A 24,456-nucleotide genomic window follows, 5' to 3' on the forward strand; every position below is an offset into this window, starting at 1 on the left:
TATGGAGAGGAGAGGGTGAGGGAAGATATTCCCCAATTATCTCCTCGTAAGTGGAAAAGCGGCTTTGTTTTGGAAAGGAGTGAGGAAATGAAGAATGGGATTGTATGTCTGGCAGCGGCTCTAATCCTTTTAGGGTCGCTGGGGGCGGAAGGGGCACTGTATTTTAGCCCCGATCTGTCCACAATCGCGGGGATGAGCAAAACATGGGATGCGGCAAACACCACGTCTTCAGACCTGACAGTTCAGAACGTAGGCATGGCAATCCGATTTTCCTGCCTGCTTCAATCTGGAGACGGGACGGCGGACGGCTGGGCCTCGATGGGGGTCGGATATGATTGGCCGCCGCCGGCAGGATTGCAGGACTTAAGCGGCTATGATGGGTATGCCCTTAACTTCCTGAATACCAACAACAGTGCCCGGTTTGTCAATCTCTATCTGAACACCGGCTGGACCGACCCGCCCTACAATGAACCGGATAATTTTTATCAAAGCGACTGGGTTGAGCTGCTGCCGGGTCAGATGACAACAATCATCCTCGATTTTTCCGCTGTAGGGGCTGTGAATCTCCATCATGTAACCAATATCGGATTCCAGGTTGGAGCTAATATGGATGAGTATCCCTATTGGGCCCCGACGAATCCCTCGAATCCGGACTGGTATCACATTGATGTGTCCCCGATTCCCGAACCGGCTAGTCTCGGCTTGATAGGACTGGGACTTTGGCTGGTCGGGCGTAAAAAATAAACGTTTCAGGCAGGGATTCGCCTGGAAAAGAGGTTCCTTTCAGCAAGGAACCTCTTTTTTTGTATCTGTGCTGGAAAACCTTGTCGAAAAAGGTCTTTTTTGGTAGATTGCCGGCTGGCGGATTACAGAAAAAACAAGGTCCGGAATCGAGGTATTTTATGAAAGTTTTGCTGGTCGGCAGCGGGGGGCGGGAACACGCAATCGCCTGGAAATTAAGTCAATCCAAACAGCTCAAGCAGCTGTATATTGCCCCGGGCAATCCCGGTACAGCGGAAGTCGGCACCAATGTAGAGATTGCCGACACCAATCTTGACGGTTTGGTTTCCTTTGCCAAGGACAAGCGGATAGACCTGGTGGTGGTCGGACCGGAGGACCCGCTGGCCGCCGGGCTTGTCAACCGGCTGGAAGCGGAAGGAATTTTGGCATTTGGGCCGACACAGGAAGCTGCACGGCTGGAGGCCGACAAGGCCTTTGCCAAGCATATCATGCGGGCCAACAGCATTCCGACTGCCGAAGCCAGAATCTTTACCCATTATGAAGACGCCAAAATGTATATCGCCAGCCGGGATGAACCCGTCGTCGTCAAGGCCGCCGGTCTGGCCAAAGGCAAGGGAGTTTTTGTCTGCGATGACCCCGCGGACGGCATCCTGGCTGCCGAGAAGATTATGGTCAATAAAATCTTCGGCGATGCGGGCAATACCATTGTGGTGGAAGATAAGCTGCTCGGGCAGGAGGCCTCGGTTCTGGCTTTCGTGGACGGGCGGACGATTTATGTGATGGAAAGCGCGCAGGACCACAAACCCATCGGAGAACAGGATACCGGGCCGAATACCGGCGGGATGGGGGCCTACAGTCCGGCCCCGATTGTCACGGATGCCCTGATGGACCAGATTATCCGGGAAATTCTTGTGCCCCTCGTCGATGGAATGAACCGCAACGAAACGCCTTACAAAGGGGTGCTGTATGCGGGGCTGATGATTACGCCGGGCGGGCCGCGTGTGCTCGAATTCAATGCCCGATTCGGTGACCCGGAAACCCAACCCATCCTGATGCGGATGAAAAGCGACCTTTTGGAAGTGATGGAGGCCGTCTGCCGAGGCCGTCTGTCCGATGTTACGATAGAGTGGGACCCCCGGCCTGCTGTGTGTGTCGTGATGGCCTCTCAAGGCTATCCGGATGCCTACGAGAAGGGCAAGGTGATTACCGGTCTGGAGGAGGCATCTCGGCTGAAAGATGTCAAAGTCTTCCATGCGGGCACGGCCAAACGCGATGGACAAATCGTCACGGCCGGCGGGCGGGTGCTGGGGGTGACAGCGATGGGACAGACGATTGCCGACGCCAAAAAACGCGCCTATGAGGCCGTTTCATTGATTCATTTTGAGGGGGCTTATTACCGCAGAGATATTGCCGATAAGGCCCTGCGGTAGTCTGGACTGCGGCAAAGCAGAGAGCCGGTTTCCGATGAAGGTCAAGACCTATATCCGATGGCTTCACCCGCGGCGGGTCAGCCGATTGGCCGAGCGGGTTGCATGGATAGGCGGACTGGCAATCGGATTCCTTTTTTTGTTTTATTTGGCATCTGATTGGTTCCTCACTCCGAAACTGAAGCGGATTTTGGAATCCGGGACCGGTGCGGCGGTCTGTCTGGAGCATGTTCGTTGGCGAAGCCCCTTTACCCTGCGGCTGACCGGATTGATTCTGGCGGAAGATGCCGCCTGTCCTCAGGAAACGCTGCTTTTCTGGGCGGAACAGGCGGATTGCGTTTTGTCGTGGAAGCAGCTGCTGCGGCTGGATGTTCAGCCCCAGCGGATTCGAATCAAAAGGGCGGCGGCGGAACTGCGGTACGACGCCGATTCCAAACAGTGGAATCTGAACCTTTTCAAATCGGCCGGAAAGGGAAAACGGCCCGTCCGAATACCTGACATCATTATAGAAGCAGGCCGACTGACCGTTCAGAGAATCGAAGACGGAAAACGGCAGACACTGGCGGTTGTCGATTTCCAGGGGCGGATGAAACAAGATGCAGGAGAGTATCGGGTGCGTCTGGATGCCTTGCCGACCGGACCGTTTGCCGGCAGCTGTCTTGAGGGAATTTGGAGGCCCGAAGGCCGCCGCGGCCGTTTGGAAGGGGGCGGGCAGATTCGAATGCCGCTGATTTATATCTGGGGAAACGCCTGGAACCTGAAGGATATTCGGTTTGCATGCAACTATGATCGGGAGCAGTTTCGGGTGGAACAATTTTCCTGCGGACTTGGGGACGGCCGCATTCTTCTTCGCGGTCAGCTCGGCGGACAGGCAGGCCGCCGGAATCTGTCTTTGGAGACGGAGCTGGAAAATTTGTATTTATCTGCAGCATCTCATCCGGACCGAATCGTTTATTCTGAACCGGTTCTTCGGATGATGACCGGCGGGCTGGAGCGGTTTCTGCGGCGCTATCAGCCCGAAGGGACGGCGGATGCGTTTGTCCGAATCACCGGGCCGCTTTCGGATTTAGCTCAAAGCCGGCTCGAGGGGAAGATTGTCTGCCGGGATATTGCGATTCTGGACCGGCAGTTTCCCTATCGGCTTGAGCATATCCGCGGCGATATTGAATTCACGGGCCGGAATCTGCATCTGAAGGATTTGCAGGCACAGAATGGTGCTTCACAATTTACCATCCGCGGGCAAATCACAAATTTCGGTCCGAATGCCGAAATTCAGCTTCAAGTTACCTCGGAGAAGGTATTTCTGACGGAGGAAATCAAGCGGGCTCTGCCGGAGGCCCTGCAGAAGAAGTGGTTTGAGTTTGCCCCCGCCGGAACCTGCGGATTCGATTATCAGTTTACGCGATATCCGAATGCAGAGCGTTTCTATAAGTCGGTAATCCGGCTGGAGGGACTCAGCTGCCTGTATGACCGCTTCCCGTATCCGCTGAACAACCTGACCGGAACGGCCGTGATTGAGCCCGACATGCTGGCTTTGCAGGACATTACGGCTCATTCGGGCCGAGGGGAGGAAATTCGAATCGACGGCACAATCAGAAACCTGCGGTCTGCGGCTCCGGTGTGCGATTTGAGCATCCGGGCGAGGAACCTTCCTCTGGATGCGGCATTTCGAAGTATTTTTCCCGCTCGAACTCAGCATGTTTTATCTGACTTTGACACAGACGGCGCTGTGGATTTGCAGATTCAGGTGCAGGGAACCTATGAAGAAGAGAAACCGCTGCCGTATCGCGCATCGTTTGCCGCCAAAGCAGGGCGTTTGCGATGGAAGCCGTTTCCGCTTGATTTTCAACGCGTTTCGGTTCAGGGCACGGCGGAAAATGGAAACGCCGAATGGCAGGCGGCAGCTCTTTTTCCGGACGGCGGAAGCGGTCAGCTTCAAGGCCGCTTTTGGGGGAGCGGCAGAGAACCCCATCAGCCAGGGCTTCAAATCGCCTTTACGGCGGACGATGTTGCACTCTCTGCGGCGGTTTGGAAGGCGATGGAGCAGACAGGACTGTACCGGGAACTGCTTTCGGAAGTGCACGCGGAGGGAATTGCCCAGGCAGACGGGCATTTTTCCTTCAATGTTCCGGAGCCGAATCACCCGTCCGAAATGTCCGAATACAGTTTTTTGACCCTGCGTCTGAAGGAAGGGGTGCTGTGCCCACCCGACGGCCGATGGCGAAGCGGCTCGGCTTCGGGCACTCTGATTTTTGAGAACGGTCATTTGACCTTCGACGATTGGCGCATTTCGGCTGTACCGATTCACGAAGTCTTGTCCGCTCTGAATCGGCAGGTATCCAAGACGCCGACCGACCTGAAACCGATGGGACGGGCGGATGTGCATATCGCTTCGCTTCGGTGGAATCCGCATCTGTCGCCTCCACTGCAGCAGATTGCATGGCGAGCGCAATTTCATCAGAGCGGAATAACCGGTCTGGCTGTTTCGGAGGCGGGCGGCTTTTTGGAAGGGGTGCTGAACTGGCCGCCGCAGGGCGGACTGCCGCAGGGCGGGGGGCGTTTTCGGCTCGATTCGGCCGATGTGCTCAGCCGCTCTTTTTCTGACATAGAGGGTCTCTGGACGGCGGACCCCAACAGCGGCTTTCTGCAGATTCGGGAGGTTCGGGGACGATGCGGTCAGGAGGGCCGTTTTGCAGGCGGTCTGCGTCTGAATCTGCTGGATTCCCGGCTGCCGTTTGAGACAGAGGCGGCCTTTGAGGATATCCCTCTGTCCTGGCTTCTGAAGTCGCCCTCAGAAAGCCGGCAGGGAACCTCCGGACGGATTCGCGGGGCGGCCGGCATCCGGGGAAAAATCGGCGCCCTCCAGGAAAGTGAGGGGCGAATCACACTGGAAGCCGACCAGATGAAGATTGGACGGGAGTCGCTGCTGGGAAAGGCGCTGATGGTGATGCAGCTGCGCCAGGCCGATGAGTATCTTTTTAATCAGCTGTTTGCCGAAGCTGCCCTGAAGGGGCGTACGGTCCTTTGTGAACGGATTCTTCTGGCCGGGAGAAATGATGTCTATCAGGGGCAGGGACGCCTGAATTTAGCCGATGGAACGGTTCAGTTGGCTCTGACGGCATTTGGAAGACGCCGAAACCAGGACCCCGGTCTTTTGACGGGACTGGCGGAAAATCTCGGAGCGGCCCTGGCCCGAGTCGAAATCAGCGGCACACTTGCTCAGCCGGTGATTACTCAAATCCCGCTTCCGCTGCTGCCCCGACCCTTTTAGCAGACACGGCCCTTTGAGCCCTGCCGTTCTCTTGCCTTATCCTCCGAAGCTTTAGCGAAGGAGGTAGGCGGGAATCCAAATTTTTCAGCAGCAGTTTCCTGCTTGTTCCGACGGCTATTGCTGTTCAAAAATCCCCACGACCTCATCAACCATAACCACCGGAATCAGGGCATTCGGAGCGTCCAGAATGGTGCCCCTGACGCCGACGATTTTGTCCGTCAGGACTTCCATTTTTGACTGCTGAGCGGGATCTCTGGTCATCAGGTAGCAGAGAATACGGGTATTCTGGTCCATAATGACAAACCGCCGGGGTCCCACTCGTCCAGTGTAGATGTACGAGGGTTTCAGGACTCCCACAAACAGATATTTGGCCTCCGCCGGGATGGCCTGCTGAAGCTGGGCCTGATGGGCGGCGGCAATTTTGGCTCTGGTTTCTTCCAGCATCTTGTCCTGAAGCTGGAGCTGTCTGTGGACTTCCACAGCCAATTCATAGCTGGCTACCTGTTTCAGAAGCGATTCTGCATAAATTTTCGCCCGGTCAACATCCGGGGACTGAAGGATTTTGTTTAGTTCATCTTTGATGGCTCTGTAATCCTGCTCCGGAAGCGGTTTTTTCAGCTGTTCTTCTATTTCTGTTCGCAGTTGGGAACATCTCTGCAGGGCCAGACTGTCCGCAGACGGAGCCGCCGGAGCCGGAGGAGTCGGCTGCGGCTGTGCCGCCTCTGCGGCAGGGGCCGCGGGCTGCTCTGCGGCAGGAGCGGCCGGGGCACTCGGTGGTACAGTCGGAGGAGTCACAGCCGCAGGGCTGGGCTGCGGTGCTGCCGGGGCTTGCGGAGCCGCCGGAGTCGGCTGAGCGGGTTTCAGGGCGGAAACCGGGCCCAGCAGTTTCAGATAATCCATGCTTACCCACAAATAGGCATCCGCCGGCGGTTTAATCTTATAATAGTCTGCATCCAGGTCCGCCGGTCCCACCAATTCTACAATATCTCCTTTGTACAGCTTCGTCTGTTGAGAATGGGAATGAAGAGGCTCGACAAAATCGGACCCCGCCCAGACGCGCACATCGTCGCCCGTCAGAACACCGACTTTGGGGTTGTTCGGATTCAGCTGCACATAGGTTTTGGAAATCCACGAGTAACTTCCCTCCGGCGGAACAATCTTGGCCCACGTGTTGTGCAGAATATCCACCACCGTGACCTTATCGCCGGGGTTCAATTTTCCGCATCGATAATAGCTGGTTCCCGGGCCGGAGCGAATATTCACATCGGTGCCTGTTACCTCCGCAATTTGCGGAAATTCCATTTGGGCCAGTTTTTCCAGCAGATTTCCGCCGGACGGCTGAGCTGCCGGTTCCGTTGCGGCCGCGGCGGCCGACAAACTCCACAAAAGCCCAACCATATAAACAATCGAATTTGTTCCGATGACCATAGTTTTGTCTCCGTCCAAAACCAATCCTTCGTCTCCGAAAACCGGAGGTTTTTATTCCATTATCTTGTTTTTCACCTTATCACTATAGATACGGCCTGTCAAAGGCTTTTTGACTTGATTCAGGACAAACAAGGGATATTTTGAGCCCCTGCTCATTCTCTTATTATCGGCAATTTCCTCAAAAGTTCACAAATCAAACTGGACCAAAAATTAAGATGGGCAAAACAATGGCTTAAAAAACGGTATTATCGGGCCTTATAACAAGACTATTGTTGTCTGTTTTTCTGGGCGGCTGACAGGCCGGCCAGGGCACCTGTGGACCACGCTATTTGCAGATTATATCCGCCGCAGGGGCCGTCGGCATCAATCACTTCTCCGGCAAAGAACAGATTCGAGTGCAGGCGTGATTCCATTGTCGAAGGGTCGATTTCATTGCGGCTCACCCCGCCCCGCGTAATCGTAGCCTGTTCCAATGGGGCTGTTTTCGCCACAGTTAAAGCACAGGATTTGAGGAGATTCAGGAGGTCTTTTCGCTGGGAACGGCTGATATGAGAAGCCGGAATCTTTTCGTTTCCCCACAGCAGGGACTGTATCTGCTGGGCCAGCTGGCGCGGCAGGAAGGCGGACAGAATTCCGGCCGGCTCTTTCTTGGGGTGAGCCGCCATTTCCGCCAGCAGTCGATTTTCGAGCGTCTGAAGGTCCAGGTCCGGCAGCCAGTCTATATGAGCCGGAACCGGTTTTTCATTATGAGAGAGGATATCCGTCAGATGGCGGCTCAGGTCGAAGACGGCCGGACCGCCGATTCCGTCTGCAGTGAACATTAAAGGGCCTTCCGATTCCCACCGGCGTCCTTCGGCACAGGCCCGAATCCGAACAGTTGGGATGCCCACCCCCTGTAAGCAGCCGGGCCACTTTTCCTCCGTAACCAGCGGACAGAGGGCCGGTTTGGGGGCAATAATGGAATGGCCGAAGTCCGCCGCCAGACGGTATCCGTCGCCGGTGGAGCCGGTCATAGGCCAGCTGGCTCCCCCTGTAGCCAAAATGACCGCCCGGCTGACAATCGTCTCTTTGTCGGTGCGAATCTCAAATTCCTGATGGTTGGCGGTGATATGTTCGGCACGCCGCCCGTACAGAAACCAGACCCCCAGTTCGCGGGCCGTTTCCAGCAGACATTGAGAGATATCCGAAGCTTTGCTGCTGACCGGAAATACGCAGCCGTCTTTTTCTTCCTGCGTCGGCACATTTCGGCTGTGAAAAAACTCTCGAACCTGCTGCGGCGAAAAGGCATACAGAGCCGGTTTCAGGAAGCGGCCGCAGGGGCCGTAAGCCCGCACAAACTCCTCGATGCTTCCCGTATGCGTCAGATTGCACCGGCCCCGTCCGGTTTTCAGCAGTTTCCGTCCGGCCGTGGTGTTGCGCTCGACCAGGAGGACTTGCGCGCCTTGCCGGGCGGCAAAAATCGCCGCTGTCAGGCCCGCCGGCCCGGCTCCAATGATGCACAGTTTCGTTTTCATCTTTTATTAAACTCGTCGGCGGTCAAAGTCAGAGTGTCACCGGATTTGAATGTTCTGTTCAGTGTTTGATTGCGGTATCGAATCCGGCAGGCATTGTCCGCCCCCGCCCGAATGACGGCCTTTTCGAGACCATGCTCTTCCCAGGCAAGGTCGATTTCAAAACCGCCCCGTGCCCGCAGCCCTTGAATACGCCCCCGCGGCCATTCAGCGGGCAAGGCCGGCAGCAGTTCAATCAGAACCGTCCCATCCGGTGTACGGACATGAGACTGCAGCAGCATCTCCGCGATGGCCGCCGTTCCTCCGAAGTTGCCGTCGATCTGAAACGGCGGATGTGTGTCAAACAGATTCGCCAGCGTGCTTTTGGCCAGCAGGGCCTGCAGGTTTTCATAGGCCTTTTGCGGTTCGTGAAGGCGCGCCCAGAAAAGAATCATCCAGGCCCGCGACCAGCCCGTGTGTCCGCCGCCGTGTGCCAGACGGTATTCAATCGTTTTTTTGGCCGCCTGCGTAAAGTCCGGATGGTCATAGACATTGTACTGGCGGCCCGGATGCAGCGCAAACAAATGCGACATATGCCGATGGCCCGGCTCGGCCTCTTCAAACGGCTGCGCCCATTCCATCAGGCGGCCGTCCGGCCCGATTTGTGTCGGAGCCAGTTTTTCCAGTGCCGTCCGCACCCGCTGGGTGAAGTCATCCCGAATGCCGAGAATCTCCGCCGCCTCGAGCGTATTGCTAAAGACGTCCCAGATAATCTGCTGACTCATCGCAGCGCCCATCGAAACAGCGATTTTCTGTTTGTCGGGGCTCAGGTACAGATTTTCCGGAGAGGTATCCGGCCCGGCTGTCAAAAGGCCTGTTTGCGGATGCGGCGTCAGATAGTCCAGATAAAACAGGGCCGCTTCCTTCAAAAGCGGATAGGCGCGTTTCCGCAGAAAATCCTTATCCTGCGTGAATCGGTAATGTTCCATGAAATGCTGAGCGGCCCAGCCGCCCCCGTGCGGCCACAGGCCGTACTGGACGTTCCCGAACGGGTCAGTGTACAGCCAGGCATCCGTTGTAAACGATGCACAGAAACCGCGGGCCCCATAAAGCCGCTGCGCTGTCCGGCGGCCGTTGGGCACCAGCCGCTCAATGAAATCCAAAAAAGGAATATGGCACTCCGACAGGTTCGTCACCTCTGCAGGCCAGTAATTCATCTGGATATTGATGTTGATGTGATAATCGCTGTTCCACGGGGCTCGAATGTTGTCGTTCCAGATTCCCTGCAGATTGGCGGGCAGACAGCCCGGCCGTGACGAGCTGATTAACAAATACCTGCCGAAATGAAAATACAGGGCCGCCAGACCGGGGTCATCCGCCCCGTCTCGGACTGCCTGAAGCCGCACATCCGTCGGTTTGTTGGAAGAATCCGGCCCGGCCAAATCAAGAAGACACCGTCGGAAAAGCCGCTGGTGTTCGGCGATATGCTCGGCCTTGAGCTGTTCATAGGGTTTCCTGCAGGCGGCCTCAATCTGCTGTCGGCAGACCTGCCGGCGGTCTCGTGTCAGCGGTTTGGCGGGGTCTTTCAGATTGTAATCCGTGGCGGCCGCAAGATACAAGGTCGCCGCATCCGCCTCTTCAATCACCAGCTGATTGTTTTCCGTGCGGAGGCGTCCTCCTTGCGTCTGTCCTTTCAGCAGACAATGCCACTTGACCCCCAACTGCCGGCCTCCGTGCTGGGCCCGGCCGTACATTTCGATGGCGTCCGGTCCTGCGGCGGCGGTGGTAAAATCGGCGGGCCGTTCCAGGGCTGCTTTCAGATTCAGTCGCCCGGGCTGTTCAGCCGTAATTCGAATAACCAGTACATCGGCGGCAGGCGATGAAAAGACCTCTCGCGTGTAGGACACTCCTTCATATGTAAAGCGAGTTGTCACGGCGGCGGTGTCCAGGCACAGTTGACGGCGGTAGTTCTCCACCGGCACTCGCTGCTGCTGGGCCAGACGAACCTCCCCGGCCATCTGTCCGGGGCCGGAATAGTTGGTCACGGCTGCCGCCAGAACATTCTCTCCTGCCCGAAGCAGAGGACCCGCATCAAACGCATATGGTTTGTTCCATTGACTGGTACGGCCCAGCTCTTTGCCGTTCAGGGAAAGGATGCCTCGGTCGTCAATCGGCTCCAGCTCCAGACGGGTCAGCCCTTTTTCGATTTGCTCAGCCGTCAGAGAAAAGCGGGTGCGAAAGACAACGGTTTTTCCCTCCGGCACGTCCAGCGACGAAGCCGCCGGCCAGCCGCTGTCGTCAAACGTTTCAGCCAGTTGAGATGCATCAACTCCGTCCAGCACCGGTCCCCGCTTCCAGCCCTGGATAGGCAAAGGAGGCACTGTCGGCTGCGGCGCACCGTCCATTCGCAGATAGAGGTCTCCGAGCGTCTGATAGCTTCGCGGTTCAATCGGGTCACCCATCACAGCCTGAACGACGCGCTGGGCTTCGGCGTATCGTCCTTCGAACCAGAGAGCCCGGGCCTTTTCAACCGCTTCCCGAAAGCCCTCTTTGGCCTGCGGTACCGGAGGACCCGCCCAAATTGTTTCTTCATTGAGCTGAAGCCGTTCCTCCACCGTGCCCCCGAAGACCATCGCCCCCAGCCGGCCGTTGCCCACCGGCAGGGCCTCCGTCCATTCCTCTGCGGGCTGGGAATACCACAGCGTCAATTCCTCGGCCCCCAGCGGCAGGCCGACGGACAGCAGCAACACCAGCACGGTTTTCATTCGAAGACCTCCTCGAGATTTTTACTGAAAGTCAATCTATCCTACCCGACCGTCTGTGGGCTTTCAAGAAAACATCTTTTCAAACCGGCCTGTGCCGCTATAATAACCGAATCAGGACAGACAAACGAGAGACTTTTACAGATAAAGGGGATTTCGATGGCTCGGCATTCGCGGCTTGAAGTGCTTTGTGCAATGAAGGAAATCGGTCTGATACCCGTTTTTTATCAGGGCGATGTCGAAACGGCGGTTCAGATTGCGCAGGCCTGTGCGGAGGGCGGGGCTCGCTGTATTGAGTTTACCAATCGCGGCGACCGGGCTGTGAGGGTTTTTGAGGAATTGACGCGCTGGCGGGATAAGCAGAAACCGGAAATCATTCTCGGCGTCGGTTCCATTGTTGATGCGCCTACCGCTGCCCTGTACATTGCGGCTGGAGCGGATTTTGTTGTCGGACCGCTGCTCGATGAGGACACAGCCAGACTGTGCAACAGCCGCAAAATTCCCTATCTGCCCGGCTGCGGTTCCGTCACGGAGATTCATCGGGCCCATCAGCTGGGCGTGGAAATCTGCAAAATCTTCCCGGGCGGCCAGGTCGGCGGGCCTGAATTTGTCAAAGCCGTTCGCGGGCCTTGTCCGTGGGCCGAACTGATGCCTACCGGCGGGGTGTCGCCGACGCAGGAGAGTCTGTCCGCCTGGTTCAATGCCGGAACCGTCTGCGTCGGAATGGGCTCCAACCTCATCACCAAGGCCCTGGTAGAGGCCAAAGATTTTGCGGGCATCACGAAGGCCGTCCGCCAGACCCTCGAGCTCGTCCGGGAAATCCGCCGGCAAATCCGAGTCAAGTAAGGCCAAGCAGGACGATACAAACCCCGGCAGGGTTTTTTGTGAGCCGGTTGGATCGTCCGTCAGATGGGCGGAACGTTTTTTGAGTCATCAGAGAGGGTTGAAGAGGAGGTCGAGCATTGCCTCCCCCGGGCTTGCGCCCGGGGCTATTTCCCGCGCCCAAGCCCCCGTCGTTCCCGCGCAGACCCGTGTCATTCCTGCGACTTGTTCTCCGAATCTTCAGCGAAGGAGAAAGGCGGGAATCCAGCCCTCTCCTTCCCGCGTCCTGTCTTTCGAAGCTTTAGCGGAGGAGGACGGCATAAGATAGCCCCGCCCGCAAGGGCGGGGAATAGAAGGACTCAATTCGCTCGTGATGTTTGTTCTGTCCCTGCCGCTGAGCGGGTCTTTGTTGATTCCGGGGCTGACGTATCTGGAGACGCTTCTATCCAGGTCAGCTCAAACAGCTGGTCCGGCTCCGAACGATATTGCTTCAAAAGGGGACTGTAGGACCAGCAGGTAATCTTTTTCAAATCGCGGCGAAACGTCATCACCCGCAGCCAGGCCTGACCGCCGATATCATGAATCGGAGTTTGGTAGTTAACCAGCATTTGAATGACGGCTCGCCCGCCGTCGGTTTGGGAAATCAAAAGCCCCGTCCCGTCGCCTATGACATGTCCGCTGACAACCAGAAAGACGTTGTCGTGTTTGCGGACCAGTTTGTCCCAGATTTCCTGCCCGTCATTGCCCGCCGGTTCAGTCGGGTAAACGTGGGGATTCCAGTCCTGTTTGTCGCCTTTGGTTTTCCAGTCATACCGGCTGTCATCGTGGTATAAATAGGCGTGAACCAAAAGAATTGCGTTTCGCTCCGGATAACGTGCGAGAATTTCTGAGGCCCACTGCAGGGTTTCATCCGTCGGGGCCCATTCGAGGGTCACAATCAGCCAGCGGCTGGGGCCGGGCGCTTCAAAAAGGTGATAGGAATTGGCCGTTTGACCGGCGGTTTTTACGCCTGCCAGTCCGGTCCAGCCGGACAGCCGTTCATACGGAAAGGAGGTATCCAGCCCGGTGCTTCGCTCGGCCGCATTGCCGCCGGGGCCGCAGTCGTGATTGCCTGTACACATTGCATACGGGACGTGTCCATCCAGGATTTTTAGTGCGCTGGAGGCATTTTCCCATTCCTTTTGGCTGTTGGTATTCGTAATATCGCCCGGCAGCAGCACATATTGAATCCGAAGCGAACGGGCCTGATTGCGGACCCACTGGGTCTGAAGCTCAAAAAGCCCCGGATATGTTTCGTTGTAATACTGCACGTCCGGCAGGATAACCAGCGACCAGCAGTCTTCAAAAGAAGGTGGAATTGCGACGTTTTCCGTCCGAATAGTCCACTGGGCTGAAAGCATAGTTCCAAGCACTCCCAACCAGCACAATACACTGTGTCCCATTCTCTTTTGTCTCCTTATGTGTTTTTCTTTGCTCGGCAGTATAGACCGACGAAGGGAAGTTTATCAATCTCAAAGGCCGCTACAGTGCTGATTTTATTGGATAGCAGAGCAGAAAAAAAACTCTGGACGGGCCGCTGCTCGTCGCAGAAAATAGCCTCCAGTCCGGCAGCACCTCCGCAAAGGAGGGGCACAAGGCCTTCTGTACAAAAATTGATAGAAGCAGAAAGGAAGCGGCGATGAAAAAGGTAGTGGATATCTACATTCCTCTGGATGCACGGGAAAAACCCAACGAAGTCGTCATGGCGGTGGCCAAACCGCAGCTGGAGCATCTGAAAAAGGTCATTCGCAGTCTGGGCTGGCAGCCCAACGTCCTCAACCCTGACAAGCCGGTTTCGAGTGTAGCCGAAGGGCTGCGGGTGATTCGAAAGGCCAAAGGCAGCCGCTTTATCAACTTTATGGCCGGCTGGGCCTATCCGGATTTTTCCGTCAGCCCGATGTGGCAGCTCCCCAAAGACACGCCCAAGCTCCTTTTGGGCAGTGCCATTCCGGATTTTCCCGGTGCCGTAGGGCTTTTGGCGGCCGCAAGCGGCACCGAGCATGTCGGCATCAAAACCAGCCGGCTGTTTGTGGAGAAGTTTGAGGAGTACGATACTTATCGGGATGCACTCGAAACCTTCCTGACCAAGGGCCGCTATGCCCCGAAGTATCCAAAGCCCATCGAAATCAGGGTTTCCGAGGCCAACCGCAAAAAGGCCCAGAAGGTTAAAAAACAGCTGTCCGGTATGGTGTACGGAACCATCGGCCCCCGCTCGATGGAGATGTGGAACAAGATATCCGAGGCCGATTTCCTCCGCTATTTCGGCATTGCCAAACTCGGCTTTGACGGCCTGCGCCTGCTGAAGATGGCCGAACGCATCCCTGATGAGCGGGCGCAGCAGGCCTTCGATTTTCTTGTGCAGAATAAAATGCGTTTTGTCCTCGGCACCAACCCCGAAACCGAATTGACCAAGGACATGGTCCTGTTCCAGATGAAGGTGTATTGTGCTCTGCTGGAACTCCAAAAGCAGTTTGGGCTGGATTTTGTCGGTGTGCAGGACCAGCTGGACTGGATTGAGCACTATCCGACGACTGACTTAACGCTGGGCATTCTGAACAATCGCCTCCGTCCGGAAGGGGACGGCACGACCTTCGTCGCCGCCACGGAGGCCGATGACGGAGCCGCTCTGACGATGCAGGTGCTCAAACTGCTCACCGGCGGGAAACCCGTCGGCTTTAACGACCTGCGGTACTGGCAGCCCGACACAATGCTCTACTGGTTCGTTAACTCCGGCGCCCTGGCTCCGTATTTCGCTTACGGACGCGACGATTCGCTCGAAGGCGCCTGGTCGGAACGCCAGACCCCGATGTACTTCAAGGCCGGCGGCGGCACCTGTTCTGTTGTAGTCCGCAAGCCCGGCGTCGTCACCTGGGCCCGCTTCAGCTATCGCAATCATCAGCTGTATCTGTGCGCCGGACGCGGCAAGACGGATGTTCCGTCGGAGGAAGAATGGCTCCGGCGCACCGAGCGGTGCAGCCGCGACTGGCCCCAGTGGTATCTCAAGTTGTGCGGACGAATCGAATGGAAAGTCAACACGAACCATCCGATGACCGTCTTCGGCGATTATCTGGCGGATTTGAAGGCCCTGGCGGAAGAGCTGAATATCCCGTTTGAGTGCTACGACTTCATGACGCCGGCGGAGATTGATTAGGACGGCACTTTATCCCCGCATCGGCATTGAGGCGGCGGAACGATGTTGTTTGCGAAACCGGCTGGGCGTAAGCCCAGTCAGTTTTTTAAAGGTTCGGTTAAAATAACTCAGATTCTCGAACCCCGATTCGTAACAAATCTCCAGACAGGTTTTCTCTGTCGTTAAAAGCAGCCGTTTGGCCCAGCGGATGCGAAGTTCATTCAGATAGGCGACGGCGGTTGTCTGCATCCGCTCCTGAAACAGATGACACAGTCGGGATACACTCAAATGCGCCGAGCGGGCAATCTGCTCGAGCGTGATTCGTTCCCGAAAATGCTGCTGGAGAAAATGCAGAGCCTGCTGAAGCCGTTCCGGCCGGTTCATTCTTCCGGCGGCTCGAACACAGTCAATCAGCTCCCGAACCGCTACGCTCAGCCAAAGACAAATTTCCTCCTGGCTTTGCAGAGCAATGACTTTGCTGATATAGGAAGCGTTCTTCTCCAGCAGCGTTTCCGGGTCAGCTCCGGCCTCCGTCGCCGCTCGGCTTAAAATCCCCAGCAGCTCCGTCAGACGAATCTTCAAAGTATTGACCTGCCCGGGATAATGGTACAGGATGTTTGCCAAAAGCGTATTCAGCAGGTCGTCGGCGGCGGATTTGTCGGCAAGTTGAACCTTGGCAATCAGCCGTTTTTCCAGTTCAAAAGGGTATCCACGCTCCAGGCCGGCTTGTTTGTGTTCCTGAATGAGTTCCCCGATGTGGGCCTGCTGAGCGGTCTGCCGCCGTCTCCATTCGATTACATGCGGGTCCAGTTTTGCCGTTTCATAGACCAGGATAAAAAGAAACTCGACCGCTTCATGGAGAAGCCGTCCGCTGGTAATCGGCAGAGAGCGGGCCTCTTCAAAGAGCCGTTCGGCAGGAAGGCGAAGTCCAGCCAGCCGTTTGAGCATATCCTGCCCGATGGTTTCATTGAACGGCTCGGAAAGGCATTTGCCCGTCAGCATCCCGCCCAATGGGGTTTCTCGATGCATAATCGGGATGCAGCTGAATAAAATGCCGGCATGGCACAGCGCTGTATAGGGTTGACCGGTTTCAAAGGCCATGTGCAGACTGCGCAGCCGCTCCTGCAGGCAGCGTTTCCGTGCCGCGGGATTTTTCCGGATAAAAGAGCAAAAAGTCGGCTCGCAGGAGTCCGAACACAATCCCCGGATTCGTCTGCCGTCTGTCCCGATTGTTTCGATGCCCAGACCGTAATGCCTCCGATACCGTTCGTGAATAGCATCAAAGACGTCCCGTCGAATGAAGGAAGATATTTTACAGACATTTTTTGTCTTGTTGTTGGACATAGCAAGATAATGTAATGAAGAATCTAATATCTATTTTTCAGGATTATATCTAATGTTCTTTGAATGAAAAACAGCAAAATAGTACAAATAATTAAGAAAATTAGCGAAGAAACATCTCTTCCGAACTGCTCCAATTAAAAGAACTTTTAAACCGAGAGCGACTGTCCGTTATTCTGGAGGTTCGATGACGACATCTGTTTTGTTGAAAGAGCCGCAGCGGGCACCTTCGGCGGAAGGAAAACTGCTCCAGCTTGTCCGGCAGGCCTACCGGCAGGGCAGGCGTCTGGCCGCTCCCCTGGTGGGCTTCCCGGCCTGCAGCTGGATGGGCGTGTCCATCAAAGTAGCCCAGCAGAATTACGGCATTCATTACAAATGCATTGCCGCCATGGTTGAAAAACTTCGTCCTGATGCCGCCTTTATGATGATGGACCTGTCCGTAGAGGCCAACGCCCTCGGCCTTCCGGTTCGGTTTCCCGTTCACGATTCGAGCACCGTCGAATATCATCCCGTTCGAACCCTCGAAGACCTCCGCCCCTTCCGTCCAATCAATATCCTGCAGGACTCCCGCATCTGTTCCTATATCAAAACCGTAGAGATGCTCCGTACAGGTCTGCCGGAGGAGGTTTTGGTCGGGGCTTATGTCATCGGCCCCTTTACGCTGTCGGGATTGCTGGCCGGGGCCGAACAGATTGCCGCCGATACCATTCTGGACCCGGAGAAAGTTGACGCCCTGTGCCGGTTTTCAACCGGTGTCATCCAGCCCTACGCCCGAGCGCTGGTTCATGCCGGGGCCGACCTCTTGTGCATCCTCGAACCGACAGCGGCGATTGTCGGCCCCGCGGAGTTCGAGCGGTTCAGTGCCGCTTATGTCCGGCAAATCATTGATTCGGTGCGTCATACCGGTGCAGACACGATTTATCATATCTGCGGCAATTCCATGCACCTGATTGAGGCCATGGCCCGTTCCGGCGTATCTGCCCTCAGTCTTGATTCCCCGCAAATCGGCGTCAATCTACCGCTGGCGGCCCAAAAAGCCGGCCCGGACGTGCTGGTCATCGGCAATATCAATCCGGTCGCCGTGATGCAGGATGGAACCCCGGACCAGGTGCGTACGGCTTGTCTGGAACTGCTCGAACAGATGCAGGATTATCCGAATTTTATTCTGAGTACCGGCTGCGATTTACCGCCGACGGTTTCCCTCGAAAACCTCCGGGCTTTTATGGAAACGGCACGCTCCTGGCGGCTCAATCCGTCAAAAAACACAAAATGATACGTTGAAAAGCAGACCTGCAGGAGATATAATACCTCCTTTACAGCGTTCTTTCAGGAGTCAGCTATGGCAGATTTGAAAGCATTGGCGCAGGCCGTCATTGACGGCAATCCGACCGAAGCGGTTCGTCTGACAAAACAAGCCCTCGAGGAGGGCCTTTCTCCGAAGACCATCCTGAATGAAGGACTGATTGCCGGAATGGATGTGGTCGGAGTCCGCTTCAAAGCCAACGAAATCTACATCCCCCAGGTGGTGATTGCCGGACGGGCGATGAAAATGGCGATGGAGCTGCTCGAGCCCAAACTGGCCGCCGCCGGCGTGGACCCTATCGGCAAGGCCGTGATCGGCACGGTACAGGGCGACCTGCATGACATCGGCAAGAATCTGGTAGCTATGATGCTCAAAGGCGCTGGGTTCAAGGTGGAGGACCTCGGTGTGGATGTGGACCCGGAAACCTTTGTCGAAAAGGCCAAAAGCACCAATGCCCAGATTGTCGGCCTCAGCGCCCTTTTAACCACAACAATGACCGCCATGGACAAAACCATTCAGGCCATTCGCGAGGCCGGTTTATCCTGCAAGGTGATGGTCGGCGGAGCACCGGTCACCCAAAACTTCGCTGACAAAATCGGCGCTGACGGCTATGCACCCGACGCCGCCTCCGCCGTCGATTTGGCCAAAAGCCTGCTTAATTAAGCAGACAGAGACTCATTTTTGACTGGACGAAGCCGCGGTGGGCGGTGATGTTCGGCCTGTCCGCAGAACCAAAAGCAGCAGGAGAATAGAGGGCAAAACGAGCACAACCAGCAGAAAACCTCCTGCTGCGGCAAAGAACCCCCACGGGACCTTTATGGAGTTGAGCGGCGGCAGAGCGGCTTGCAGATTCTGCCGGGTCTGTTCAATCACTTTTGTGCTCTGTTCGACGGCTTGCCGATTGGCTTGGATGGCCCGTGTGCTGTCTTCAATCGTCTTTTGATTGGCCAGGATGGCCTCATTGGCCGCGCGCAGGGCCTCAGCGCTTTGACGCAGGGCCCGGGTTATCTCCTCCATCGCCTCCGATGCTTCTCGAAGGGCCGATGTGGTTTCTTCAATGACCGCCCGATTCTTTTCCACCGCCTGGGTACTGGCCTGTACGGCTTGAATATTTTCCTGGACGGCTTGACTGTTCTCCAGGATGGCGGCCGAACTGTCGGCAATCTGCTGCCGCATATCTTTGACGAGCCCGCATCCGGCGGCACAAAAACAGAAACAGAAAAAACCGATACGAACAGAAGTCATAATTGCTCCTTTTTCTCTTTTTTGGATTCATCGTTATTATGCGACAAAACACATCGCTTTCAAGCAGAAAAAATTGAAAATTCTTCTTGCAAATCATTTGCAAAAAGGATATCTTTTTATTTAACTTTTGTCTGTTTCAGAAAGACTTTTCAAGGAGAACGTTCTATGAGGTACGAAAAGCTGCGTTTAATCGTCCGGGAACTCAGGGAGCATTCTCCTTTTACCATTTTTGGTGCCCTTACCGGGATTGTCTTTATGCTCCTGTTTCGCCGGTTTGGAGTGGAGGGCGGGCATGTCCTTTTCTCGATTTTTCATCCGCTGCATGTGTTCCTGAGTGCAATGGTCACGGCGGCCCTTTTCCAGCTGCATCGAAAAGCCAAAAATTTCCTTCTGATTCTGGCCATCGGCTATTTCGGGTCCATCGGAGTGGCCACCATCAGCGACAGTGTGATTCCGTTCTTCGGGGAAAGCATTCTCGGGGCTGCGGTCCCGACGGAAGCCGCTGTTCATGCACACGTTCACGAGGACGGTATTTGTTCAGGCGAGCACGACCATGACCACAAACCCCGGCTTCATCTGGGCTTTATCGAGGAGTGGTGGCTGGTCAATCCCGCCGCCATTCTGGGGATTGTGATTGCCTATTTTGTTCCCAAAACAAAATATCCGCATGCCCTTCATGTTCTGGTCAGCACCTGGGCCTCGTCCAGTCATATGCTGATGAATACACACGCCGACTGGAGTATCACGCTGCTGGTCGGAATGTTTCTGGCCCTCTTTATTGCCGTTTGGCTTCCCTGCTGCATCAGCGACATTGTCTTTCCGCTTTTGTTTGTTCGTGCAGATGGGGCTCATATTGGTCATCAGTGTATTCTTTGCGGCCGCAAAGAAAATCCGACTCCCTCTGATTCGTCCCCGCAGAGCCATTTATGATGGGAGAACACCTCCAAAAAGCTGCACAACTGCTGGAGGAAAGCGGGCTGCGGAAGACCCGGCCGCGTCTGGAGATTCTCTGTGTTCTGTTGGAAGCGGACAGTCCGCTGACCGGTGAGCAGATTTTTGAGCGGCTGTCGACGGCATCTGTGGATAAGGCCACGGTCTATCGGACTTTGCTGCTTTTGCTTGAGCACGATATTGTTCACAATGCCTATTTGCGTGACCGCATCCGGCATTTTGAACTCGCCCATCACTGCAAACCCGATCATTGCCATCCTCATTTTACCTGTCGGGATTGCGGCCGGACGGTCTGCCTTTATCAGGCTGTTGTGCCTGCTGTCCAGAATCTGCCGGACGGATATCTTGTGCTGCATCGGCAGACTCGTTTGGAGGGCATTTGTCCGGACTGCCGAACGGAGGGATTCGGGGATGAATAGCACCCGCCTGGCCTGGCTTTGCCTGGTGATTCATATCGGTCTTGTGTCCTGCGGACTGATGGCCCTTCATCGCTGGCAGTGCTCCCACGATGTCTGTTCGGCCGGGCCGTCCGACCCTTCCCATCAGAAACATGAAAGCCGCTCCTGCCGGACCTGTCAGATTTTCTTCTGCAATCTGGCTTCCTGTCTGGCGGGAAGCGGCCCGGCTTTCTCCGGAATCCGATTCCTGCAGAATGTTTTCTCCCTTGCAAACGACGGGTTCCTTCTTCAAACGGTTCCGTCCTGTCTGAGCCGGCGCGGTCCGCCGGCCTGATTCCTTCATTTCGCAGGCCTTTTCACAAAACCTGCCGACAGTTCTCACCCCGGCCTTGCCCTCTTTTCGGCGGTCGTCAGTCTGGGACTTTTCGGCAGGGGATTTACAGGTCTTTCTTTTTTATCGGTTTCAAAACGAATCTGGTTCGGCGGATGAGTTACGTATGCGCAAACGAAGCCGGAGCGCCTTTTCGCTGCTTGAACTGCTGGCGGTAATGGCGGTGTTGGCCTTGCTGATTTCTCTGCTTTTACCGGGGCTGCGTGCCGCCCGGATGCTGGCGGGGCGATTGTCCTGCGCTTCGAATCTGCACCAGATTGGAACGGCCGTCATTCTTTACGCGCAGGCCAATCGGGGACGTTTCCCGGAAACGACGCATGGTCAGACGGCGGACAAAAGCTGGATTTACACGCTGGCCGGTTTTCTTCAGGAGGTCGATGCCGTGCGGATTTGTCCGGCGGATGCCAAACGGACGGAGCGTCTGCGTGAGCATCTCAGTTCCTACGTCCTCAATGAGTACGTAGCTGTGGACTATGCGGACCCTTTCGGACGTCCGCTGAAGTCCTACACCAATCTGTATCAGCTCAAACTGGCCTCCAAAACCATGACGGTCTTTGAAATCTCTGACCAGGCCGCCGTCAGCATCACCTCCGATCATACGCACAGTCGGCAGTGGTTTTCAGTACAGGACGGGCGGGCGTGGGACCGCATCTGTCGGGATATTCAGCCCGACCGTCATCGGACCGGCTCTTCATTGCCCGACTATACACGGGGTTCGGCCAATTTTCTGTTTGCAGATGCGCATGTGGAGACGATTTCAGCCGCACAGCTTCATCAAATGGCGCAGGCCGGCATCGATTTTGCCAAACCGCCGGAATAGCGCGTCAGGTTGTTCTGGAATCAGGAAAGGACGGTACATATGAACAGTTATACAGGTCTGATGATTGCCGGATGGCTGAGTCTGGCGGTCCAGGCGGCCGGGACGCACTGTGTGCGGATGGACAGCCCGGTTGTTACGTTTTATTTCGGAGTGGAAACGGCCTTTCCGGACCCCAACCAGATGGAGGTCATCGACGGCTTCCATACGGATTTGAGCACACCGTACCTGTGCGGCGAAGGCCTGTGCAGATGGGATTTCGCCGTTTCGCCGAATGACCTGCCGGGCGGCGGAGCACGCCGAATCCCGCCGCAGCGGGCTCTGCTTTTTGTCAATCCGCTGGCTCGGATGACCATGCCCGCCTCGCCGGCTTTTGCCTTTCTCGGCGCCTCCCCCGGTCAAACCATCTGGGTCCTCCCGCAGAACTATCTGAGCGGCGTGCTCTGGCTGGGGTTCAATTCCGGACAGATGACCGCGGATGTGCTCAGCGGGCTTTGTCTGTGGAATCCGCAGGATGCCGGAAGGGCTGATACGCCCGCCCGCTGGCTTCGGGTCCGGCTGCTGGACGTCCGCAGGCCGCAGGGGAGCCATTTTTCTCTTTGGCAGACCGGCTCCTTCGGACAGCCGCGGGTTTTTTTCTCCACGTATGACGGCGGGATTACCGAGCAGGATGTGTATTATTATCAGGCCGGCGCCCATACTCATCTGAACTGGGGATTCACAAAACCCGGCCTTTACGAAGTCGATTTGCAGCTGAGCACTTTTTATCAGTGCTCCTCGGACTTGACGGCGGATTTGACCGGCGACTGTCGGGTCAATCTCTCGGATGCCGCCGTCATCGCCGCCCATTGGCTGCAAAGCGGCTGTGCAGACCCCAACAGCTGCGGCGGGGCCGATTTGAATCAGTCCGGACGGGTTGAGCCGGCCGACCTTTCTATCCTGGCCGACCAGTGGCTTTTCTGCGGGAGCCCTTTTCCGTCTGAGTGTCTGTAAAAAAACTGTATGTGTAAAAAAACAAAAACCCTACTCACAGAAGAGGAATAAACCATGAAACGTTGGATGAATTGTTTCTTGTATGCAGGAATGATGTTGGTTTTTTCACATGCACACGGAGCCCTTTCGTACACGTCCGGCCATGCCGATATTGGGCTGGGGTTTTACGACGGCGAACTGGAGTTTCATTTTCATGCCGAAAGCGCCTGGATCGGAGGAATCCCCGGCGTATCGGGGGAATTTGAGCCGGATGACATTTTGATTGTTGTGCCGGACCATGCGGCAGTACTCCGGCCTGACGGTTCCGAATGGGGCTTTACCGGCACAGGCGCGGGCATGCCTGTTTGGGTTCTTCCACAGCATCATCATCACGATGAAGGCGACCATGATGAGATTCCCTTCCTCGGATTGGGCACAGAAGAGATTCCGCTGGGAGTATTGCTGAATGACACTGTTACCCTTAGGGCTTCTTCCGTGAACGGCCCGGGACACTTCAGCTTGTGGCAGATGGATGCTTTTGGGATGCCGGTAGTGTACATCTCCACGTTTGACCCGGCATCGGCCAATGAGCTGACTTTGCCGGCGGGTCTGCATGGCTTACAATTGGGGATTTTCGGCTCCGGGCCTGTATGAAATCGAATGGACGGCGGAGGCGCTTTTGGCGGACCAAACCCCTGTTTCCGCTTCGGCGGTCTTTTCATTCCGGGTCGTTCCCGAACCGATTTCGCTGCTGCTTTTGGCGGTCGGTACGCTGTCGGCTGTGCGCAGACGATAACAAAGCCTTCTATTTGCATATTCGAAAAAGGCCGCTGTGTCCAGCGGCCTTTTTTCTTGTGTTTTTCGTTGACATCTCCATGCCTGACCGATACACAACCGAATATTTGAAGCCGGATGACGGGGTCAACCGATTAGATTCGTAAGTGATTTTCTGGAAACAGTCATATAACGGATTTGCTATGCCGAGAATTTGGGTTGGAATCGTTGGTCTTTGTGTCTTAGGGCTCATTCTGAGCGGCTGTCAGGCGCCCCCGAAACCGGCAGCTCCTTCGGCGCCTCCTTACATGATTTCCGTCGAGCAGCTGGCGGCTCGGCTGGGCCTGCATGTGTCCTTTACAGCCGGCCGCTATGTTGAATTGACCAACGCCGCCAACCGCGTTGTCATCTTTACCCACCCTGGCGGCAGTATTTATGTCAATGGGCAGAATATCGGCCAAACCGGCACAGTGATTTACGAAGGCCAGACGATTTATGTTTCTCAGATGCTCGTGCCCCAGATTCGCGCATATCTGAAAACGGCGGCCCCGGTTAAGCCGCTGCCCCAATATCCCTCGACTCCTTCGCGGCCCAGCGGCGGGCAGACCGTTGTGATTGACCCCGGTCACGGCGGAAAAGACCCGGGGGCCATCAGTTATCTGGGATATTATGAAAAAGAAGTCAATTTAAAAGTTGCTCAGAAAGTTGCCTGGCTCCTGAAAAAGCAGGGGGTCAACGTTATCATGACACGCAATAACGACACATTCATTGAATTGAATGAACGGGCCGAGATTGCCAATCGGGCCGGCGCCGATTTGTTTGTCAGTATTCACCACAATTCCCATACCAACCGGGCTCATCGAGGGTTTACGGTTTATATTTCTCCTAATGCTTCGGAGAAATCGCGGCGGGCCGGGCGGCTGCTTGAACGGTATCTGGCTCAGACGGGCCTGACCAGCAACGGCCTGCGGACCAACGATTACCGTGTTCTGGTTCGAACCAACGGCCCGGCGGTCTTAATTGAATGCGGCTATATCTCCAATCCGTCGGAAGCGGCGATTCTGTATGACGGCGAATTCCAGAACCGCCTCGCCTCGGCCATCGCTCAGGCCATCCTCGAGGCCTTATAGAGACAGAGCACTGCCCCTTCCGGC

The 24,456-nt window shown here is 55.9% G+C and carries 21 protein-coding genes; 15 read left to right on the forward strand and 6 right to left on the reverse strand.

Annotated features, from left to right (window positions below; translation table 11 throughout):
* The first annotated feature begins 87 nt into the window (after positions 1-87).
* From WHS88_00820 to WHS88_00830, 3 genes are all read left to right on the forward strand, one after another.
* Positions 88-744, forward strand: a complete 657-nt coding sequence (locus tag WHS88_00820; GenBank protein MEJ5258715.1) for a PEP-CTERM sorting domain-containing protein — start codon at positions 88-90, stop codon at positions 742-744.
* 158 nt (positions 745-902) lie between these two features.
* On the forward strand, positions 903-2,171 hold the full coding sequence (purD, locus tag WHS88_00825) for a phosphoribosylamine--glycine ligase (protein ID MEJ5258716.1): 1,269 nt from the start codon (positions 903-905) through the stop codon (positions 2,169-2,171).
* 34 nt (positions 2,172-2,205) lie between these two features.
* Positions 2,206-5,439 carry a hypothetical protein gene (locus WHS88_00830; protein ID MEJ5258717.1) on the forward strand — a complete coding sequence of 1,078 codons (3,234 nt, stop codon included), beginning with the start codon at positions 2,206-2,208 and terminating at the stop codon, positions 5,437-5,439.
* Between the two features lie 114 nt (positions 5,440-5,553).
* Here WHS88_00830 and WHS88_00835 read toward each other — a convergent pair whose 3' ends face one another.
* The 3 genes from WHS88_00835 to WHS88_00845 form a co-directional block, all read right to left on the reverse strand.
* Positions 5,554-6,867 (reverse strand): SH3 domain-containing protein, encoded by a 1,314-nt coding sequence (locus WHS88_00835; GenBank protein ID MEJ5258718.1) that lies wholly within the window; start codon positions 6,865-6,867, stop codon positions 5,554-5,556.
* Between the two features lie 266 nt (positions 6,868-7,133).
* Positions 7,134-8,381 carry an NAD(P)/FAD-dependent oxidoreductase gene (locus WHS88_00840; GenBank protein ID MEJ5258719.1) on the reverse strand — a complete coding sequence of 416 codons (1,248 nt, stop codon included), beginning with the start codon at positions 8,379-8,381 and terminating at the stop codon, positions 7,134-7,136.
* Entirely contained in the window at positions 8,378-11,122 is a 2,745-nt protein-coding gene (locus WHS88_00845; GenBank protein MEJ5258720.1) for a glycoside hydrolase N-terminal domain-containing protein, read from the reverse strand. The genes WHS88_00840 and WHS88_00845 overlap by 4 nt, the downstream gene beginning before the upstream one ends.
* Positions 11,123-11,278: 156 nt before the next feature.
* On the opposite strand from WHS88_00845, the gene WHS88_00850 reads away from it, so the two are divergent.
* Positions 11,279-11,965 (forward strand): bifunctional 4-hydroxy-2-oxoglutarate aldolase/2-dehydro-3-deoxy-phosphogluconate aldolase, encoded by a 687-nt coding sequence (locus WHS88_00850; GenBank protein ID MEJ5258721.1) that lies wholly within the window; start codon positions 11,279-11,281, stop codon positions 11,963-11,965.
* Between the two features lie 335 nt (positions 11,966-12,300).
* Here the strand turns inward: WHS88_00850 and WHS88_00855 are convergent, their stop codons facing one another.
* Complete coding sequence (locus WHS88_00855) at positions 12,301-13,383, reverse strand: metallophosphoesterase (GenBank protein ID MEJ5258722.1); 1,083 nt, start codon at positions 13,381-13,383, stop codon at positions 12,301-12,303.
* A 236-nt stretch (positions 13,384-13,619) separates the two neighbouring features.
* Here WHS88_00855 and WHS88_00860 point away from each other — a divergent pair, with 236 nt between their 5' ends.
* The gene (locus WHS88_00860) at positions 13,620-15,131 is read left to right on the forward strand and encodes a hypothetical protein (protein MEJ5258723.1); all 1,512 of its coding nucleotides are present in this window, start codon (positions 13,620-13,622) and stop codon (positions 15,129-15,131) included.
* Positions 15,132-15,140: 9 nt separating this feature from the next.
* Here the strand turns inward: WHS88_00860 and WHS88_00865 are convergent, their stop codons facing one another.
* Positions 15,141-16,454, reverse strand: coding sequence for a helix-turn-helix domain-containing protein (locus WHS88_00865; GenBank protein MEJ5258724.1), 1,314 nt, complete (start codon positions 16,452-16,454; stop codon positions 15,141-15,143).
* 184 nt (positions 16,455-16,638) lie between these two features.
* Between WHS88_00865 and WHS88_00870 the strand changes: the two genes are divergently transcribed.
* Both WHS88_00870 and WHS88_00875 read left to right on the forward strand, forming a co-directional pair.
* The gene (locus WHS88_00870) at positions 16,639-17,724 is read left to right on the forward strand and encodes a uroporphyrinogen decarboxylase family protein (protein MEJ5258725.1); all 1,086 of its coding nucleotides are present in this window, start codon (positions 16,639-16,641) and stop codon (positions 17,722-17,724) included.
* Between the two features lie 66 nt (positions 17,725-17,790).
* Positions 17,791-18,417, forward strand: a complete 627-nt coding sequence (locus WHS88_00875) for a corrinoid protein (GenBank protein ID MEJ5258726.1) — start codon at positions 17,791-17,793, stop codon at positions 18,415-18,417.
* Between the two features lie 12 nt (positions 18,418-18,429).
* Here WHS88_00875 and WHS88_00880 read toward each other — a convergent pair whose 3' ends face one another.
* Entirely contained in the window at positions 18,430-18,999 is a 570-nt protein-coding gene (locus WHS88_00880; protein ID MEJ5258727.1) for a hypothetical protein, read from the reverse strand.
* Between the two features lie 165 nt (positions 19,000-19,164).
* On the opposite strand from WHS88_00880, the gene WHS88_00885 reads away from it, so the two are divergent.
* From WHS88_00885 to WHS88_00920, 8 genes are all read left to right on the forward strand, one after another.
* Entirely contained in the window at positions 19,165-19,929 is a 765-nt protein-coding gene (locus WHS88_00885) for a hypothetical protein (protein MEJ5258728.1), read from the forward strand.
* Complete coding sequence (locus WHS88_00890) at positions 19,926-20,369, forward strand: Fur family transcriptional regulator (GenBank protein ID MEJ5258729.1); 444 nt, start codon at positions 19,926-19,928, stop codon at positions 20,367-20,369. The genes WHS88_00885 and WHS88_00890 overlap by 4 nt, the downstream gene beginning before the upstream one ends.
* Positions 20,362-20,682, forward strand: a complete 321-nt coding sequence (locus WHS88_00895; GenBank protein ID MEJ5258730.1) for a hypothetical protein — start codon at positions 20,362-20,364, stop codon at positions 20,680-20,682. Before WHS88_00890 ends, WHS88_00895 begins: the two co-directional genes overlap by 8 nt.
* A 163-nt stretch (positions 20,683-20,845) precedes the next feature.
* The gene (locus WHS88_00900; protein ID MEJ5258731.1) at positions 20,846-21,559 is read left to right on the forward strand and encodes a prepilin-type N-terminal cleavage/methylation domain-containing protein; all 714 of its coding nucleotides are present in this window, start codon (positions 20,846-20,848) and stop codon (positions 21,557-21,559) included.
* Positions 21,560-21,598: 39 nt separating this feature from the next.
* The gene (locus WHS88_00905) at positions 21,599-22,549 is read left to right on the forward strand and encodes a choice-of-anchor M domain-containing protein (protein MEJ5258732.1); all 951 of its coding nucleotides are present in this window, start codon (positions 21,599-21,601) and stop codon (positions 22,547-22,549) included.
* 54 nt (positions 22,550-22,603) lie between these two features.
* Entirely contained in the window at positions 22,604-23,182 is a 579-nt protein-coding gene (locus WHS88_00910; protein ID MEJ5258733.1) for a choice-of-anchor M domain-containing protein, read from the forward strand.
* Positions 23,142-23,324, forward strand: coding sequence for a TIGR03769 domain-containing protein (locus WHS88_00915; GenBank protein MEJ5258734.1), 183 nt, complete (start codon positions 23,142-23,144; stop codon positions 23,322-23,324). Before WHS88_00910 ends, WHS88_00915 begins: the two co-directional genes overlap by 41 nt.
* Before the next feature lie 181 nt (positions 23,325-23,505).
* Positions 23,506-24,432: an N-acetylmuramoyl-L-alanine amidase gene (locus tag WHS88_00920; GenBank protein MEJ5258735.1), complete on the forward strand. Its 927-nt coding sequence runs from the start codon at positions 23,506-23,508 to the stop codon at positions 24,430-24,432.
* The last annotated feature ends 24 nt before the right edge of the window (positions 24,433-24,456 follow it).

This window comes from Anaerohalosphaeraceae bacterium, from assembly GCA_037479115.1.
Lineage (GTDB): Bacteria > Planctomycetota > Phycisphaerae > Sedimentisphaerales > Anaerohalosphaeraceae > JAHDQI01.

Coding starts and splice junctions, on each gene's coding strand:
- WHS88_00820 (MEJ5258715.1), top strand. CDS start 88: ATGAAGAATGGGATTGTATGTCTGGCAGCGGCTCTAATCCTTTTAGGG.
- purD (MEJ5258716.1), top strand. CDS start 903: ATGAAAGTTTTGCTGGTCGGCAGCGGGGGGCGGGAACACGCAATCGCC.
- WHS88_00830 (MEJ5258717.1), top strand. CDS start 2,206: ATGAAGGTCAAGACCTATATCCGATGGCTTCACCCGCGGCGGGTCAGC.
- WHS88_00835 (MEJ5258718.1), bottom strand. CDS start 6,867: ATGGTCATCGGAACAAATTCGATTGTTTATATGGTTGGGCTTTTGTGG.
- WHS88_00840 (MEJ5258719.1), bottom strand. CDS start 8,381: ATGAAAACGAAACTGTGCATCATTGGAGCCGGGCCGGCGGGCCTGACA.
- WHS88_00845 (MEJ5258720.1), bottom strand. CDS start 11,122: ATGAAAACCGTGCTGGTGTTGCTGCTGTCCGTCGGCCTGCCGCTGGGG.
- WHS88_00850 (MEJ5258721.1), top strand. CDS start 11,279: ATGGCTCGGCATTCGCGGCTTGAAGTGCTTTGTGCAATGAAGGAAATC.
- WHS88_00855 (MEJ5258722.1), bottom strand. CDS start 13,383: ATGGGACACAGTGTATTGTGCTGGTTGGGAGTGCTTGGAACTATGCTT.
- WHS88_00860 (MEJ5258723.1), top strand. CDS start 13,620: ATGAAAAAGGTAGTGGATATCTACATTCCTCTGGATGCACGGGAAAAA.
- WHS88_00865 (MEJ5258724.1), bottom strand. CDS start 16,454: ATGTCCAACAACAAGACAAAAAATGTCTGTAAAATATCTTCCTTCATT.
- WHS88_00870 (MEJ5258725.1), top strand. CDS start 16,639: ATGACGACATCTGTTTTGTTGAAAGAGCCGCAGCGGGCACCTTCGGCG.
- WHS88_00875 (MEJ5258726.1), top strand. CDS start 17,791: ATGGCAGATTTGAAAGCATTGGCGCAGGCCGTCATTGACGGCAATCCG.
- WHS88_00880 (MEJ5258727.1), bottom strand. CDS start 18,999: ATGACTTCTGTTCGTATCGGTTTTTTCTGTTTCTGTTTTTGTGCCGCC.
- WHS88_00885 (MEJ5258728.1), top strand. CDS start 19,165: ATGAGGTACGAAAAGCTGCGTTTAATCGTCCGGGAACTCAGGGAGCAT.
- WHS88_00890 (MEJ5258729.1), top strand. CDS start 19,926: ATGATGGGAGAACACCTCCAAAAAGCTGCACAACTGCTGGAGGAAAGC.
- WHS88_00895 (MEJ5258730.1), top strand. CDS start 20,362: ATGAATAGCACCCGCCTGGCCTGGCTTTGCCTGGTGATTCATATCGGT.
- WHS88_00900 (MEJ5258731.1), top strand. CDS start 20,846: ATGCGCAAACGAAGCCGGAGCGCCTTTTCGCTGCTTGAACTGCTGGCG.
- WHS88_00905 (MEJ5258732.1), top strand. CDS start 21,599: ATGAACAGTTATACAGGTCTGATGATTGCCGGATGGCTGAGTCTGGCG.
- WHS88_00910 (MEJ5258733.1), top strand. CDS start 22,604: ATGAAACGTTGGATGAATTGTTTCTTGTATGCAGGAATGATGTTGGTT.
- WHS88_00915 (MEJ5258734.1), top strand. CDS start 23,142: ATGGCTTACAATTGGGGATTTTCGGCTCCGGGCCTGTATGAAATCGAA.
- WHS88_00920 (MEJ5258735.1), top strand. CDS start 23,506: ATGCCGAGAATTTGGGTTGGAATCGTTGGTCTTTGTGTCTTAGGGCTC.